The organism is Agromyces sp. NPDC058126, from assembly GCF_042884595.1.
Lineage (GTDB): Bacteria > Actinomycetota > Actinomycetes > Actinomycetales > Microbacteriaceae > Agromyces.
Genome location: NZ_JBHVTS010000001.1, coordinates 345760 through 360650, shown reverse-complemented (window position 1 = coordinate 360650; position 14891 = coordinate 345760). Strand labels below are relative to the sequence as shown.

Below are 14891 nucleotides of genomic sequence, written 5' to 3'. Positions count from 1 at the left end.
CGAGAGTCAATCCGATCGTGATGAGCGACGGTTTCGACATCCGTTGAAGTTCGCGCCGCGATCTGCGACGGATGTCGCAGGCGCCACCGCCGCCGCGCGGTCACGATGGTCGGGTGACCAATGACGCCACCGACCTCCCGTTCACCCGTGCCGAGTACGACGATCGGCTCCGCCGCATGCGCCGCGCCATGGCCGACGTCGACGTCGCCTTCGCGATCATCACCGCGCCCGACACGATGGCCTGGCTCACCGGCTATCGCAGTCGCTGGTACCGCCAGCACACCTCGACCTCGATGCCGCCGGCGCAGTGCATCGTCGTGCATGTCGAGGAGGGGCATCCCTTCATCATCGACGCCGGCTATCACGAACAGCTCGCCCGCACCTCGACGGTGCTCGACGACATCCGCACCCTGCCGACCTCGAGCGAGACGCACGAGGCCTCCCTCGACGACTATGTGACGTTCCTCGCCGCGCAGCTCCGCCCGTGGGCGGGCGGCCGCGTCGGCCTCGAGCGGTGGAGCTGCATCCCGAGCCCAGCGGTCGCCGACGTCGTCGACGCCATGCTCGAGGGCCTCGGATGCCGCGTGGTCGACGTCACCCTGCCGTTCCGCGGCATCCGGCGCCTGAAGAGCCCGGCCGAGCTCGCGAAGATCGAGCTCGCCCAGGCGGCGTGCGACGCCGGCATCCGTGCGATCGCCGCCGAGGCCACCCCCGACACGACCGAGCTCGAGGCTTGGGCCATGTACTCGCTCGCCATGGTGCGAGCGGGCGGCGAGCCCGCCGTGCTGCACGAGACCGTCGCCGCGGGATCGTCGGTCTCGGCGCTGCACCGGCTGAGCGGGCACACGCGACTCGGTTCGGGGCCGGTCGTGCACCCCGACATGGCGTCAGCGGTCGACGGGTACCACGCCCGCGCGACCCGGCCGCTGATGTTCGGTGGCGTCTCCGACGAGAGCCGACGGCAGGTCGCGATCGCCGCCGGGGCGTACGACGTGGTCGCCGAGCACGGCGCGGTCGGGGCATCCTGGCGCGGGCTGCTCACGGCGCTGCGCCGGTACTTCGCTTCGGCCGGAGTGTCGCCCGGTGCCGAGGGCGGCGTCGGCGGGTACGAGCTCGGCCTCTCGGTCGCGCCCGGCGACTGGGTCGGCGAGTTCGCGTGGGCGATGGACGACGAGCGCGACGACGTGATCGAAGCCGGGCTCGTCACGAACTTCGAGTCATGGACGTCGCTGATCCTCGTCGACACCGTCGTGTTCGAGGCATCCGGCCCGCGGTTCTTGTCTTCATTGCCGCGCGACGTGCTGGAGTTCGCGTGAACGCCCCGTGGACGCGGCAGTTCGACCTGCCCACCGCCGCCGGGTCGATCCGCGTGCGCGAGTGGGGCGACCCCGATGGGCCGCTCGTCGTCTTCCACCACGGCACGCCGAGCAGCTCGATCGCCGTGCCCGGCGGCTGGGCCGGGCCCGCGACCGCCGGCGTGCGGCTGTGCTCGTACGACCGCCCCGGCTACGGCGGCTCGCCGTCGACACCGGGGCGCACCGTCGCGGATGCCGCGGAGTGGAGCCGTCTCATCGCCGACGCCTGCGGTGCCGACCGCTTCGCGGTGCTCGGCACCTCGGGCGGCGGGCCGCACGCGGTTGCGACGGCGGCGCTGCTGCCCGAGCGTGTGACCGCGCTCTGCGTCGATGTGGGGCTGGGGCCGGCCGGGTTCGGGTCGGGCGGATCGAGGTGGTCTGAGCCCGGGGTGTCGGAATCCGGACCGGTTGGGCTGGGGGCGGCCGGGCGAGGACCGGCCGGGCCAGGGTCGACCGGGCCAGGGTCGACCGGGTTCGCGTCTGGCGGGTTCAGGCAGGCCGGGTTCGGATTCGACGGTGCGACGGGGATGGTGGCCGAGACGGTCGCCGAGATCACGGCCGCCCGACGCGGCGAGGGAGCGCTGCGCGAGCACCTGAGCTCGCTCGGCGACGGTGCCGACGCGCTCGAGGAGTGGTTCGCGCGGCTGCCCCCGAGCGACCGCGAGGTGCTCGGGCGCCCGGAGGTGCAGCACGAGGAGGCTGTGGAGGCGACCGAGTGGGGCGTGCACGGCATCGACGGCTGGGTCGACGATGACCTCGCACTCTTCGCACGCGAGTGGGCGTTCGACCCGAGCCGCGTGCGGGCGGCGACCCGACTCGTCTACGGCGGCGCCGACGTGCTCGTGCCCGCCTCGCACGGGCAGGCGTGGCTTGCGCTGCTGCCGCACGCGGAGTTGCAGGTCGTGCCCGACGGCGGGCACTGGATGCGCGACCACGAGGTCGAACTGCTGCGGTGGTGCGGGGCGGCGGTCGCCGTGTGAGCTGATCCTCACGATCGACTTCTCCTCCACAGGTGAGATGCCGCACGATTCATCCACAGGTTAAATCGCTGATCATCTCGGATTTCTGCGACGCTCGAATGTCGGTGGCTCGGTGCAGGATGGAGTCATGGACGAGGCCCGGCGACCCGCGCAGCCCACGCGTGCAGTGAAGTCTGCGCACGCAGTGGAGTCAGCGCACGCAGTGGAGTCAGCGCACGCAGTGGAGTCAGCGCACGCTGCGCAGTCTGCGCTGCATACGCTGGCGGCCCTCGAACGCGACGTAGCGGCCCTCCGCGACTCGTGGGTCGGTGCGATGCCGGCATGGGGCGCGAGCTTCGGGGCGGTTCAGGCCGACCTCGAGCAGATGAGCGACTCCGGTCTCATCCGGGTCACCGATGCCCTCTCGAAGACCCGGCGCGAGATCGACGCCGTGCTCACGCGCGCCGCCGCAGAGATCGCGCGGCGCTCCGGGCCCGAGTTCGGCGAAACTGGGCTCGCGAAGTCGCAGGGGTTCCACAACCCGACGCGACTCCTCGCGGCCTCCACGGGGGCGTCGCGCACCGACGCGCAGCGGCTGATCGCCGTCGGCACGGCCACCGCCGAGCGGCAGACTTTCAGCGGCGAGCGCGCGCCGTCGCGGCATCCGCATGTGGCGGTTGCCCTCGCGACGGCGGCGATCGGACTCGAGGCGGCATCCGCGATCACTTCGATGCTCGATCGTGCGTGGGCGCGGGCGGATGTATCGAGAGTCGACATCGTCGAGGCGGCGCTCGTCGACCTGGCGGCGCGAGTGCCGCTCGAGACCCTCATCCGCGGAGTTCGCGAGGCCGAGGCCCGGCTCGATCCCGACGGTGTCGAACCCCGCGACGACGAGCTCCGCACCGAGCGCTCGTTGACGATGCGCGAAGACCGTCACGGCATGGTGCACCTGCACGCCCGGCTCGACCCCGAGAGCGCTGCGCCGGTCAAGGCCGCGATCGAGGCCCTCGTCAGCGACGCGCTGCGCCGACGCGATCCGGCTGCCGGCGACGCCGCACCCGTCGTCGACGACCAGCGATCGATCCCTCAGATCCAGGTCGACGCACTCGCCGCGCTCGCCCGCCACACTCTCGGGTGCACGCAGACCCTCGCGCCGCTCGCGAAGACGACGGTCGTCGTGGGGGTCGACCTCGACACGCTCGTGAACGAGCTCGGGCATGCCCGCATCGACGGGCTCGACCAGCCCGTCTCAGCGTCGACGGCTCGCCGCATGGCCGCCGATGCCGAGCTCATCCCGACCGTGCTCGGCGGTGAGAGCCTCCCCCTCGACCTCGGAAGAACCGCGCGGCTCTTCACCAGAGCACAGCGACTCGCCCTCGGCGAGCGCGACGGCGGCTGCGCCTCCTGCGGCCAGAACATCGCCTATGTCGAGGCGCACCACATCAACTGGTGGCATCGAGATACCGGCCCGACCGACCTGTCGAACGGGGTGATGCTGTGCAGCTTCTGCCACCACAGGATCCACCGCGACGGGTGGCGGATCGACGCGGGCCCGAGCGAGGTGTGGTTCATTCCGCCACCGCACATCGACCCCGACCAGCTGCCGCGGCTCGGCGGGCGGGCGCGATTCGAGCTGCGCGACGATCGGGCGGCCTGATCGCGCCTGAATGCTGTCGTGGCGCCCATCGCGCCGCAGGGCGGCGCCCTACCGTCCGCGCCCGCTCAGACCTCGACGGCGACCCCGTCCACCAGCCACACGGCGCGGTCGTGAACCGACGCCGCGGATGCGTCGAGCGCGTCGCGCAGCCCCTGCTCGCCGTCGACGAAGTGCGACCAGCCGTCGTAGTGCGCGAACGTCGCGACGCGGGGAGCCGCGATGCCGACGAGCTCGACGACATCGCGACCCCTCATCGTGTAGCGCAGTGGCCCGGTGACGCCGAAGCGCACGCCGCCGACGTTGGCGAGCATGACGTCGATCGAAAGCTCCTCGGCGACCCGGCGCAACGGGCCGAAGAGCACTGTGTCTCCGGTGATCCAGATCGCGACCCGTTCCTCGCCCTGCCGGCGCACGGCGAAACCGATGACGTCGCCCACGATGGGGTGCGTCAGCGGCGGCCCGTGCCGGCACGGCGTCGCCGTGATCACGAGCGTCGGCAGCCCGGGGCGTGGGCCGGGCAGCGTGACCGACTCCCCCGCCTCGAGCCCTTGCAGCCGGTCGGCCGGCACTGCGCGCCCGGGCACCGAGCCGCCGGGTGCGCCCGCCGCAAGCCGGACGGCCCCGCTCGCCGTGGTCACGACCGCGCCGACCGAGGGCAGCATCGCGCGGCCCGCGTCGTCGAGGTTGTCGGCGTGATGGTCGTGGCTGACCAGGGCGACGTCGATCGGCCCGAGCTCGTCGAGGCCGATCGCCGGGCCGGCCGTCTTCGTCGAGCCGGTGCCCCAGCCGAACGAGTAGTGCCCGCCGGCCGGGTCGAACGTGGGGTCGACGAGCAGGCGCCAGCCGTCGAGCTCGACCAGCACGGTCGGGCCGCCGATACGCGTCAGCCTCATGCCGCCGACTCCCTCATGCCGACCAGCCCTTCATGCCACTAGGTCCTTCATCCCGACGAGCCCTTCACGCGGCCAGATCCGTTATTCCGAGATGCCCCTCATTCCCCGAAGCCCCTCATTCCGCGGACTCTACCGCCGGCTCCGCACCCGCCGCCACGGTCGACCTGGCGCCGGTGCCCGACCCGCTCGACGTTGCCGCCGCACCCGACCCCGCGTGGGCGAGCGCCCACTCGAGCGCCTTGTCGGCGACCTCCTCCCAGCCGGGCTCGGCGCAGATCCAGTGCGAACGACCGGGAAACTCCACGTACTCGGTGATCGCGGGCGACTTCGCGTAGTGCTTCGCGTTCGACTTGTTCACCGACGGCGGCATGATGTGGTCCTTCTCGCCGCCGATGAACAGCAGCGGGGCGCGGTCGGCGGCGTAGTCGACCCAGGTCTCCTGCTTGCCGGGCTTGAAGTTCGCGATGAGCCCGTACGACCAGACCCAGTTCGCCGGAGCGGGAATGGCGAACTCCTGCCACACCGCTTCGGAGTCCTCACGGGAGAGCGTGTTCGCGAACGCGTAGTGGAACTCCTCCGGCGTGAAGCCGACGGCCTTGTACCGGTTCGCCGGGTTCTTGAGCGCCGGGAACAGCGACTTCACCTGCGAGAGCGGGTTCACCCGCACCCCCTCGGTCGGCGCCGAGTCGACGACGACTGCCGAGGCGCCCAGCCCGCGGGCGAGCAGCAGTTGCGTGAGCGTGCCGCCGAACGAGTGCCCCATGATGATCGGCGGCTTCGGCAGCGCCTCGATCTGCGCGGCGAGGTGGTCGACGGTCTCGGGAACCGTGAGGTTCGCGATCACGTCGGGGTTCTCGCGCAGGGCCTCGACCTCGATCTCCAAGCCGGGGTACCCGGGCGTAAGCACCGTGAAGCCTTTCGCCTCGAAGCGCTCCTTCCACCCCCTCCAGCTGCGGGGCGTCATCCAGAGGCCGTGCACGAGCACGATGGTGTCGGGGGCAGTGGTCTCGGTCATGGTGCGGTCCTTTCGAGTGGTCGAGTGGTCGAGTGGTCGAGCGAAGGGCGACGGATGCCGCGACGAGCCGCCGCGGCATCCGTCTCACGAATCGATGAACGCGAGCAGGTCGGCGTGCAGCCGGTCGCGGTCGGTGTCGGGCAGGCCGTGGGCGCCGCCCTCGTAGACGAGCAGGGTGGCGCCGTCGATGAGCTCGGCCGAGCGTGCGCCGCCGACCTCGAAGGGCACGATCTGGTCGTCGTCGCCGTGGATCACGAGCGTGGGCACGTCGATCTTCGCCAGGTCTGGCCGGAAGTCGGTGGCCGAGAACGCGGCGATGCACTCGTACGCGGCCCGGTGCCCGCAGGCCATGCTCTGCAGCCAGAACGCGTCGCGCACGCCCTGCGAGACATCGCCCGAGCGGTTGTTGCCGAAGAACGGCCCGTCGGCGAGGTCGCGGTACAGCTGCGAGCGATCGGATGCCTCGCCCGCGCGGATCCCGTCGAACACCGCGATCGGCAGGCCGCCGGGGTTGTCGTCCGTCGCGAGCATGAGCGGCGGCACGGCCGAGACGAGCACGAGCTTGGCGACGCGCGCCGATCCGTGCCGGCCGACGTAGTGCGCGATCTCGCCGCCGCCGGTCGAGTGGCCGACGAGCGTGAGGTCGGTGAGGTCGAGCGCGTCGATGAGGCAGGCGAGGTCGTCGGCGTAGGTGTCCATCTCGTTGCCGTTCCACGTCTGGCTCGAGCGCCCGTGGCCGCGACGGTCGTGCGCGATCGCCCGGTGCCCGTGCTCGGCCAGGAACCGGGCCGCGGCCTCCCACGCATCGGCGTTGAGCGGCCAGCCGTGGCTCAGCAGCACGGGCGTGCCGCCCGAACCCCAGTCCTTGTAGAAGATCTGCGCGCCGTCATCGGCGGTGACGTAGGGCATGGCGCCTCCATCCAGCGGGCGACTCGCGCGGGTGCGAATCGCGGATGCCTCGATGCTGGCGCGCGGCGGCAGGCCACCGAACCACGTGGTGCGCGTAGTCGGGAGCGCTCAGCCCTCGGGGTAGCGCTCGGCGAGCTGGCGCCGCGAGGTGATGCCGAGCTTCCGGAACACCTTGCGCAGGTGATAGTCGACCGTGTTGGCGCTGATGAACAGCTCGGCGCCGATCTCGGCGTTCGTGCGGCCCGCCGAGGCGAGGCGCGCGACCGTCGCCTCCTGCGGGGTGAGCGCGTCGGCGGTCGACTCCCCCGGCGCATGGGCGGCGACGTGCTCGCCGGTCGCCTCGAGCTCGCGGCGGGCCCGCGCGGCGAACGCGGGCGCCTCGACCCGCTCGAAGATCGCGAGCGCGAGCCGCAGCTCCTCGCGTGCGTCGCGGCGACGCTTCACGCGGCGCAGCCACTCGCCGTACACGAGATGTGCACGCCCGAGCTCACCTCGTGATCCGTTCACCCCGAGGTGCCCGATGGCCTCGCGGTAGAGGGCCTCGGCCTCCTCGTCGCCCGCGAGCAGCGCGGCGGCGCGTGCCGAGACGCCCCGGATCCACGGCGTGCCGCTCACCTCGGCGAACCGCGCGAGCCGGGCTGCGGCGTCGCGCACCGCGGGCTCGTCGCTCCGGCCGCTGCGCGCGCCCGCCTCGACGAGCTCGGGCAGCTGCTGGTACGTCACCTGCAGGAAGTCACGCGCGACCATGGGTTCGAGCCGGGCGTACGCCGACTCCGCGCGTCCGTCGGCGAGGTCGCGCGTGCTGAGTCCGGTCATCGCGATCGTGTGCGCCCCGACGAAGCCGCTCGCAAGCGTGCCGAGCGCGACCTGCTCGATGACCTCGACGGGCGCCCCGGCCCAGGCGAGCACCGCCGCGTTCACGACCTGCTCGGCGTCGTAGCCGATGGCCCGGCGAAGCTCGCGCACCTCCTCGACATAGCGACCGGATGCCGCGGGGTCGCCCCGCACGAGCTCGACCTCGCCGAGCAGCCACAGGGTCGTGTCGAGCACGCGCAGGTTGCCCGCGTCGCGGGCCGCGGCGGCGGTGCGTTCGAGCAGTTCGATGCAGGCCTGCTCGTCCCAGAGGCCCATCGTCAGCGCGACGCCGAAGTACCCGAGGTCGAGCAGCTGCGCGTCGTCGGAGGCGCGGAGCATCTCGACGGCGGCGCGCATGGGCGGCACCGCCTCGTCGTACGGCAGCAGGATGTGCGCCGCGAGGCCGCGCAGCGCGATCGACCGCTGCCCGTCGGCGACCTCGGCGCCGGCGGCGAGCCGCTCGCCGAGCTCGGGCAGCGTCGCGCCCGCGACCGCCCACTCGGCGGTGAGCTCGACCTCGAACGCCCGCAGGAGCGCGCGCTGCTCGAGTTCGGGCGCGAGGCCGTGGAAGAGCTCGGCGGCGCGCAGCAGGTTCGCCGTGCCGCCGAGCACCCCGTCGGCGTCGGCCACGAACAGCGCGAGCATCGCGCGCAGCATGAGCAGGCGGCCCTCGGTGACCGGGTCGGCCGTCGCCGGGTCGATACGCGCGAGCAGTTCGAGCGCGAGCTGCGCGGCGCCGGCCGCCGCCGCGGCCTCGGCGGCCGCCATGAGCCGGGCGTCGCGCACCGGACCCGGTGTCGTGAGGTCGGCGGCGCCGGCGAGCAGTCGCGCACGCGAGGCCGTGCCGCCGCGTCCGCCCGCGGCATCGGCGGCCTGTTCCATGCGGTCGGCGACCTCGTCGTCGACCCCTGCCGCGGCGGCCGCCGCATGCCACACCGCGAGGTCGGGCCGCCCGTGCTCGTCGGCGACCTCGCGCAGCACCGCGTGCACCTCACGGCGTTCGGCGGACGGCATCGCGTTGTAGACGGCCGCGCGCACGAGCGGATGCCGGAACCGCACCCGCTCGCGCACCGTCGCGAGCCCGGCGAGTTCGGCGGGCCCCGCGGCATCCGCCGGTGACCCGAGCCGTTCAGCCGCCTCGTCGATGAGCTCGACGCGCCCCGTCGACTCGGCCGCCGCGATGCCGAGCCAGCGACGGGTCGCGGCCGGCAGCGCCTCGACGGCGCGCAGGTACGTGGACTCGAGCCGCAGGCCGATCGGCACGGGCCCGAGCGCGAGCGACGAGTCGGTGAGCTGCTTCGCGGTGAACTCGCGGCCGAGGTCGATGAGGGCGAGCGGGTTGCCGCCGGTCTCCTCGGCGAACCGCGTCGCGAGGTACGGGTCGACCGGCGCCGACGACGAGCGGTTCAGCAGCTGCACCGAGTTCGGACCATCGAGTCCGCCGAGCTCGAGCACGGCGACGCCCGCCGCCGTGACCGCGACTCGTTCGTCGGGCCGCGTCGCGAGCAGCAGCGCGATCGACTCGGCCTCGAGGCGGCGGCCCATGAACGCGAGCACCTCGAGCGACTCGACGTCGACGAGATGTGCGTCGTCGATCACGCACACGAGCGGCTGCCGCTCGGCCGCGGCCGCGAGCAGCGAGAGCATGCCGAGCCCGACGAGGTAGCGGTCGGGCGGCGGGCCGTCGTCGAGCCCGGCGGCAATGCGCAGGGCCGTGGCTTGACGCGACGGCAGGGTCTCGACGAGGTCGGTGAACGGGGCGCCGAGCCGCTGCAGCGCCGCGTAGGGCATCGCCTGCTCGGCCTCGAATCCGTGGGCGCGCACCACGCGGGCTCCGGCGACCTCGCGCGTGACGTCGTCGAGCAGCGCCGTCTTGCCGATGCCCGGTTCGCCGCGGATCAGCAGCGCCGACCCGCGCCCGTTGCGCGCCGATCCGACGAGCTCGGCGAGGCGCTCACGCTCGCCGGCACGGCCGAGGAGCGCGGGCGGCGACGTGTCGATGCTGAACACCGTAGTGGAGCGCTCTCACGGTGCGCTAGAGCGGTTCGCGACCCCACCGATCGTCCTCGACCACTCGCCCACCGCACTGGTGTCGCCTCGTAGGCTTGGAGCGTGCCCTGTCTCCACGCAGAACCCGATCGCTCCAAGTGGGTGCCCGTCACCGACTCCCTCGGCTTCCGCGGCCGCCGCGCCCGCAAGCAGGCGATCGGCATGCTGTTGTCGCAGGCCAAGGGGCCGGGTGCCGAGCCCGCGAAGCGCGGCGGCGGCTTCAGCGCCTGGGCGATGAGCCAAGCGGTCCCGTTCCTGATGCGCAAGGCGGCGGGGCGGGTGCTCGTCTGGGTCTGGAAGGCCGAGCCCGACCTGCTTGTCGTGATGGCCCAGGTGCAGGCGGCGACGCCCGACATCCGGATCGCGCGAGCCTCGATGCCGATCGAGTACGACGACACCGAGGAGTTCCGCGGCACCTACCTCGGGGTGGGCGAGAAGCTCGCCATGCCGCTGCCGCAGGGCGGTCGCCCGCCGTTCGCCACGTACACGTGGGATCTCGGCACGCACCTCGTGACCGTCACGGCCGTATGCAGCGATCGCGAGCGATTCGGCACCGTCATCGGCGCCGTCGACGAGCTCGCCCGCGGCATCCGCATCGTCGACGACCTCACGGTCGGCGAATCGGCGCCCGTGCTGCGCATCGACCCGGCCTGAGACTCAGCGACCTACCGCGGCGGCGCCGGCGAGTCTTCATGACTCCGACGGGCTACAGCTCGCCGACGACGCAGATGCTCTCGCCGTCGAGCGTCACCTGCCCGGGGATGATCACGATCCGCATGTTCTTCACCGTGCCCCCACGCCCGGTCACGCGAATCAGCGTGTCCGCTCCCTTGGTTTGGTCGGAGATCGTGACGACGAGGCCCTCGGACTCCCAGTGGACGCGAACCGTGTCGATCAGTTGCTCGGGGTCGGGATCCGGTGTGCCGACCCACGTGCGCACATCGATGTAGTCGATGCCAGCGGAACCGTTCGAGAGCGTGCAGGGATCGGCGGCGAGGGGAAACTCGGGGTCCCACCCATCCTCAGGAAGCGCCATGATCTCGCGCGTCGATGCCATCAGCTCTTCGAGTCCGTGCTTCGATTCTTCAGGAGTCATGGTCTGTTCCTGTTCGGTCGGGGACGCAGTGCATCCCGCCAGGAGAATGCCGAGGAGCGCAACGACGGCCGGGCCGACGATTCGGCGAGTGGTCTCCGCCATCAGTTCTCCCGCGCAGGGGCGGTGCCCTGAGCGGCAACCTCCCGCACCGCATCAAGCACCACCTGCAGGGCCGGCGAATCCGCCTGGCTGCGCCGGTGCACCGCCGACACTCCACGCGTCGACGCCGGACGCACCGTCGGAATCGCCACGAGATCCGGGTGCAGCTCCGGCCGGCCCATCCGCGGCACCAGCGCGACCCCGAGGCCCGCGCGAACGAGCTCGAGGTGGTTCTCGAACTCCATCGACTCGTGCACGACGCGCGGCGCGTTCGAGACGCCGTCGAACAGTCGCCGCAGCCACTGCCGGCAGATCGTCGAGTCGAACGTGGCGATCCATTCCTCGTCGGCGAGGTCGACCGGCTCCAGCTCGGTGCGCTCGGCGAGCGGATGGTCGCGCCGCAGGATCACGTCCGCGACGTCCGTGAAGAGGGGCGTCTCGACGAGGTGATCGGGCATCGCGAGCGCGACCCCGCCCCACCGGTGCACGATGCCGAGGTCGCGCTGCCCCGACGCGACGAGCGCGATGGTCTCCCACGGCTCGCTCTCGCGCATCGGCACCCGCAGTTCGGGATGCTCCGCGCGCAGGCGCGGCAGCACGTCGACGAGGATGCCGCGCACTGCCGTGGAGAACGCGCCGATGCGCACCTCCCCCGTGACACGGCGGGGCGCACCGTCGGTGGCGCCGACCCCGCCGGCCAGGTGCAGGTCGGCCTCGAGTCGTTCGAGGTCGGCGAGCACGGTCGCCGACGAGGTGACGAGCTGACGCCCGGCATCGGTGAGCACGACGCCGCGTCCGGCCCGTTCGAGCAGGGCGACACGGGTGCCGCGCTCGAGGCGCTTGATCTGCTGCGACACCGCCGACGGCGTGAAGCCGAGCGCGTCGGCCGCGCCGGCGACGCTTCCGTTGGTGGCCACGGCGCGCAGGGCGACCACGGCTTCGAGATCGATCATGTACGGATGCTACCGAATCAAGCAGAGAAATGATCGCTGGTGTTTCCGGATGACTCAGGGTGAAGTGGAACCATGACGAGACGCGACATGCTGCTGGCCGCCATGGTTGCGACGCTGTGGGGCTTCAACTTCGTCGTCATCGACTGGGGCATGGCCGGCATCCCGCCGCTGTTCTTCGTCGCCGTGCGCTTCGCCGTCGTCGCCCTCGCGGTGGTCGTCGTGCCCCGCCCGCTCGCGAGCTGGAAGACCGTCGTCGGCGTCGGCCTCTTCATGAGCCTCGGCCAGTTCGCCCTGCTCTACACGTCGATCGCGCTCGGACTGCAGCCCGGTATCGCCGCCCTGCTGCTGCAGGCGCAGGTCGTGCTGACGATCGTGGTCGCGGCGCTCGCGCTCCGCGAGCGGCCGAACCGCATGCAGACGATCGGCGTGCTGGTCGGCACCGTCGGGCTCGGCGTCGTCGCCCTCGGTCGCGGCGGCGACGCACCAGCGCTCGCAGTGGTGCTGTGCCTGCTCGCCGCGCTCTCCTGGGCGATCGGCAACGTCATCTCGCGCAAGGCCGGACCGGTCGCGCCCGCGAAGCGCTTCGGCGCCCTGTCGCTGACGGTGTGGTCGTCGCTGGTCGTGCCGCTGCCCGCACTCGGCCTGTCGACGCTCATCGAGGGTCCCGATGCGATCGCCGCGGGCATCGCCGCATTCGGCTGGCGCCCGATCGTCTCGACCCTCTACACGGCGGGACTCTGCACCCTCGTCGGCTACGCGATCTTCAACGCGCTGCTCGCGCGCAACCGCTCGGCGTCGGTGGTGCCGTGGGTGCTGCTCGCGCCCGTCGTGGCGATGGCCTCGGCCGCGCTGCTGCTCGGGCAGGTCCCGAACCTGTGGGAGACGGTCGGCGGGCTCGTGCTCGTCGCCGGGGTGTTCATCGCGAATGCGCCGGTGCGGCGACGCGTGGAGCGTTCAGTGGAGCCGCCCGGACGGGTCGCTCCCGCGGTTCGACGCTAGCCCGCCTCGCCGCCACGCTGATCTGACTCAAGAACAGGCTGATCGACGCTTCCGAGCCGGGTCATGATCTTCGCGAACTGCGCTCGCTGTGCCGACGACAGCGGAGCGAGCAGGACCTCCTGGATGCCGTCGAGCACCTCGTCGAGTTCGCGCAGCCTCGCCACCCCGGCACTCGTGATCGACACGATGTTGCGCCGACGATTGCCGGGGTCGACGTCGCGAACGACGAGCCCACGGTCTGCCATCTGCGTGAGGGCCGCAGTCACGTCGCTGCGGTCGATGCCGGTGTCGCGCCCGAGGTCGGCCTGACTCGCCGGTCCGAATTCATCGAGGGCGGCGAGCAGCCGGTAGTGGTAGCCGCGCAGACCGTCGCCGTGCGCCTCGAACCCGCTCGCCAGCAATACCGACGCCCTCGCAGCAGCACGTCCGAGCAGCCACGTGGGCCGATCCTTGAGGCGATCCGGCGTGCGGCCAGGGCGAGTTTCGCGCATACCCGGATTGTATGCCCTTGTTGGCGAGACCAACAGTCGCTATGTTGGGTACACCAACATTGGTGCCACCAACAAGGAGCGAATGATGTCAACACGTCCCTACCGAGTACTCATCGTCGGACGCAGCGCGGCGGTGCTGGTCGACACCGTGGCGATGCTGCGCGAGCGCGGATACGGCGCGAACGCGAGTAACCAGTTCGATCAACTGCTCGACGACTACGATCTTCGCGAGGTCGACCTCGTGATCTTCGGTGGAATGGTGCCGCCGGAGAAGAAGGAGCGGCTCCAGACCGAGATTCGCAACCTCAATCCCCGGGTGACCTTCATGCAGGGTCTCGGTGGCGTCGCCCCGCTCTTGGTCGCGCAGGTCGAGGAGTTCTTCAGTGATGCCGCTCCAGGCATCGAGTTCGACGCCACGTCACGGGTGATCCACCTGAAGCTTGATGACGTCGCGCCGGTCGTGGTCGAGGGCATCTGGGGCACGTTCGTGCCACCCGAGCCGGTGGGTCACACGGTGACGGCGTTCGAGGGCGAACTCGGCGCAGGTGAGCACGAGATTCCGATTCCCGACGAGGTCCCGTTCGAGAGCTCTTTCGCCACCACCCGCGTCGGCAATCGCGTGTCGGTGATGCAGATCGGCGCGACGCCGCAGGCCGTCAGGCGCATCGTGCCCGGCTCACTGCCGGCCCCCGAGCCGGTGTCGACGCGGCTCCCGTGGGCGTGAGCGACCGACGTTCCATGTCCGCAGCGGCGTCGCAGCTCACCCTCAGCGCGCCTCGATCAGCGCGACGTCCCATCGATATGCTTCTGGCTGAACTCAATCGGAGGAGGCTGCTCTGACCGAGTCACCTCGCCCACGGGACATCCCATCGGATGCCGCGGCCGGCGCCGCCCTGCTCGCAATCGCCCGCACCGAGGCCACCCCGTCGCACGCGATCCGCGAGCGCGGCCTCGTCGAGGCCATCCCCGAGCTCGCCGCGCTCGCATCCACTCCGCAGGATTCGGAGTGGCATCCCGAGGGCGACGTGCTCGTGCACTCACTGGGGGCGGCCGATCTCGCCGCCGCGTACGCCATCGAGCACGGCGTCGACGACGACCGGCGGCCACTGCTTGTGCTCGCCGCGCTCTTCCACGACATCGGCAAGCCCGACACCACCCGGCGCAAGGACGGGCACATCATCTCGTACGGCCACGCCGAGCGCGGCGCCCAGGTGATCCGGTCGATGGGGCGACGACTGCGTCTCCCGCAGCCGCTCGCGATCGCGGCCGCCGCCATCACCGAGACCCACATGGCGCCCGCCTCGGTGCAGGGCGAGCCCTCGGCACGGGCGGTGCGCCGGCTCCGAGCACGTCTCGAGACGGCCGGCACCTCGCTCGGCGACTGGGCGGTCGTCGTGCGCTGCGACGGCGAGGCGCGCGGTGGGGCGGCGCGACCGGATGCCTCGGTGCCGTGGTTGCGCGTCGCGCGCACCCTCGACCGCTGAACGCGGACTCGTCGGCCGGGGACCTCGCCGCTCGATGGCCGACGAGACGGCCGCACCCCGAATGGCGCGGCCGTCTC

General features: G+C 71.9%; 14 protein-coding genes. 7 read left to right on the top strand and 7 right to left on the bottom strand.

Features of this window, described 5'->3' with window-relative positions; translation table 11 throughout:
- Nucleotides 1–113 precede the first annotated feature (113 nt).
- The 3 genes from ACFVTR_RS01660 (at nucleotide 114) to ACFVTR_RS01650 (ending at nucleotide 3971) form a co-directional block, all read left to right on the top strand.
- Nucleotides 114–1316: a M24 family metallopeptidase gene (locus ACFVTR_RS01660; RefSeq protein ID WP_387034291.1), complete on the top strand. Its 1203-nt coding sequence runs from the start codon at nucleotides 114–116 to the stop codon at nucleotides 1314–1316.
- Nucleotides 1313–2335, top strand: coding sequence for an alpha/beta fold hydrolase (locus ACFVTR_RS01655; RefSeq protein WP_387034290.1), 1023 nt, complete (start codon nucleotides 1313–1315; stop codon nucleotides 2333–2335). Before ACFVTR_RS01660 ends, ACFVTR_RS01655 begins: the two co-directional genes overlap by 4 nt.
- A 313-nt stretch (nucleotides 2336–2648) precedes the next feature.
- On the top strand, nucleotides 2649–3971 hold the full coding sequence (locus ACFVTR_RS01650) for a DUF222 domain-containing protein (RefSeq protein ID WP_387034289.1): 1323 nt from the start codon (nucleotides 2649–2651) through the stop codon (nucleotides 3969–3971).
- Between the two features lie 65 nt (nucleotides 3972–4036).
- On the opposite strand, the gene ACFVTR_RS01645 is transcribed toward ACFVTR_RS01650, so the two are convergent.
- The 4 genes from ACFVTR_RS01645 to ACFVTR_RS01630 all read right to left on the bottom strand — a co-directional run bounded on the left by ACFVTR_RS01645 (nucleotide 4037) and on the right by ACFVTR_RS01630 (nucleotide 9653).
- Entirely contained in the window at nucleotides 4037–4864 is an 828-nt protein-coding gene (locus tag ACFVTR_RS01645) for an MBL fold metallo-hydrolase (RefSeq protein WP_387034288.1), read from the bottom strand.
- A gap of 115 nt (nucleotides 4865–4979) precedes the next feature.
- A complete protein-coding gene (locus tag ACFVTR_RS01640; protein WP_387034287.1) occupies nucleotides 4980–5879 on the bottom strand; it encodes an alpha/beta hydrolase in 900 nt (299 codons plus the stop codon).
- An 84-nt stretch (nucleotides 5880–5963) separates the two neighbouring features.
- Nucleotides 5964–6788: an alpha/beta fold hydrolase gene (locus ACFVTR_RS01635; RefSeq protein WP_387034286.1), complete on the bottom strand. Its 825-nt coding sequence runs from the start codon at nucleotides 6786–6788 to the stop codon at nucleotides 5964–5966.
- A gap of 108 nt (nucleotides 6789–6896) precedes the next feature.
- On the bottom strand, nucleotides 6897–9653 hold the full coding sequence (locus ACFVTR_RS01630; RefSeq protein WP_387034285.1) for an AAA family ATPase: 2757 nt from the start codon (nucleotides 9651–9653) through the stop codon (nucleotides 6897–6899).
- Nucleotides 9654–9755: 102 nt separating this feature from the next.
- Between ACFVTR_RS01630 and ACFVTR_RS01625 the strand changes: the two genes are divergently transcribed.
- Nucleotides 9756–10346, top strand: a complete 591-nt coding sequence (locus ACFVTR_RS01625; protein ID WP_387034284.1) for a hypothetical protein — start codon at nucleotides 9756–9758, stop codon at nucleotides 10344–10346.
- 52 nt (nucleotides 10347–10398) lie between these two features.
- On the opposite strand, the gene ACFVTR_RS01620 is transcribed toward ACFVTR_RS01625, so the two are convergent.
- Together ACFVTR_RS01620 and ACFVTR_RS01615 are read right to left on the bottom strand one after the other, a co-directional pair.
- The gene (locus ACFVTR_RS01620; protein ID WP_387034283.1) at nucleotides 10399–10890 is read right to left on the bottom strand and encodes a hypothetical protein; all 492 of its coding nucleotides are present in this window, start codon (nucleotides 10888–10890) and stop codon (nucleotides 10399–10401) included.
- Nucleotides 10890–11840, bottom strand: coding sequence for a LysR family transcriptional regulator (locus ACFVTR_RS01615; RefSeq protein ID WP_387034282.1), 951 nt, complete (start codon nucleotides 11838–11840; stop codon nucleotides 10890–10892). Before ACFVTR_RS01615 ends, ACFVTR_RS01620 begins: the two co-directional genes overlap by 1 nt.
- Before the next feature lie 72 nt (nucleotides 11841–11912).
- On the opposite strand from ACFVTR_RS01615, the gene ACFVTR_RS01610 reads away from it, so the two are divergent.
- Nucleotides 11913–12839, top strand: a complete 927-nt coding sequence (locus ACFVTR_RS01610; protein ID WP_387034281.1) for an EamA family transporter — start codon at nucleotides 11913–11915, stop codon at nucleotides 12837–12839.
- Here ACFVTR_RS01610 and ACFVTR_RS01605 read toward each other — a convergent pair.
- Nucleotides 12836–13330, bottom strand: coding sequence for a MarR family winged helix-turn-helix transcriptional regulator (locus ACFVTR_RS01605; protein WP_387034280.1), 495 nt, complete (start codon nucleotides 13328–13330; stop codon nucleotides 12836–12838). The two genes, ACFVTR_RS01610 and ACFVTR_RS01605, sit on opposite strands and share 4 nt — an antisense overlap.
- Before the next feature lie 133 nt (nucleotides 13331–13463).
- Between ACFVTR_RS01605 and ACFVTR_RS01600 the strand changes: the two genes are divergently transcribed.
- Both ACFVTR_RS01600 and ACFVTR_RS01595 read left to right on the top strand, forming a co-directional pair.
- Complete coding sequence (locus tag ACFVTR_RS01600; RefSeq protein ID WP_387034279.1) at nucleotides 13464–14054, top strand: hypothetical protein; 591 nt, start codon at nucleotides 13464–13466, stop codon at nucleotides 14052–14054.
- A gap of 301 nt (nucleotides 14055–14355) precedes the next feature.
- On the top strand, nucleotides 14356–14814 hold the full coding sequence (locus tag ACFVTR_RS01595; RefSeq protein WP_387034278.1) for an HD domain-containing protein: 459 nt from the start codon (nucleotides 14356–14358) through the stop codon (nucleotides 14812–14814).
- The last annotated feature ends 77 nt before the right edge of the window (nucleotides 14815–14891 follow it).

What these genes read in the sequence shown, in the direction of transcription:
- ACFVTR_RS01650 (WP_387034289.1), top strand. Translation starts at nt 2,649, where the DNA reads ATGCCGGCATGGGGCGCGAGCTTCGGGGCGGTTCAGGCCGACCTCGAG.
- ACFVTR_RS01645 (WP_387034288.1), bottom strand. Translation starts at nt 4,864, where the DNA reads ATGAGGCTGACGCGTATCGGCGGCCCGACCGTGCTGGTCGAGCTCGAC.
- ACFVTR_RS01640 (WP_387034287.1), bottom strand. Translation starts at nt 5,879, where the DNA reads ATGACCGAGACCACTGCCCCCGACACCATCGTGCTCGTGCACGGCCTC.
- ACFVTR_RS01635 (WP_387034286.1), bottom strand. Translation starts at nt 6,788, where the DNA reads ATGCCCTACGTCACCGCCGATGACGGCGCGCAGATCTTCTACAAGGAC.
- ACFVTR_RS01620 (WP_387034283.1), bottom strand. Translation starts at nt 10,890, where the DNA reads ATGGCGGAGACCACTCGCCGAATCGTCGGCCCGGCCGTCGTTGCGCTC.
- ACFVTR_RS01615 (WP_387034282.1), bottom strand. Translation starts at nt 11,840, where the DNA reads ATGATCGATCTCGAAGCCGTGGTCGCCCTGCGCGCCGTGGCCACCAAC.
- ACFVTR_RS01610 (WP_387034281.1), top strand. Translation starts at nt 11,913, where the DNA reads ATGACGAGACGCGACATGCTGCTGGCCGCCATGGTTGCGACGCTGTGG.
- ACFVTR_RS01605 (WP_387034280.1), bottom strand. Translation starts at nt 13,330, where the DNA reads ATGCGCGAAACTCGCCCTGGCCGCACGCCGGATCGCCTCAAGGATCGG.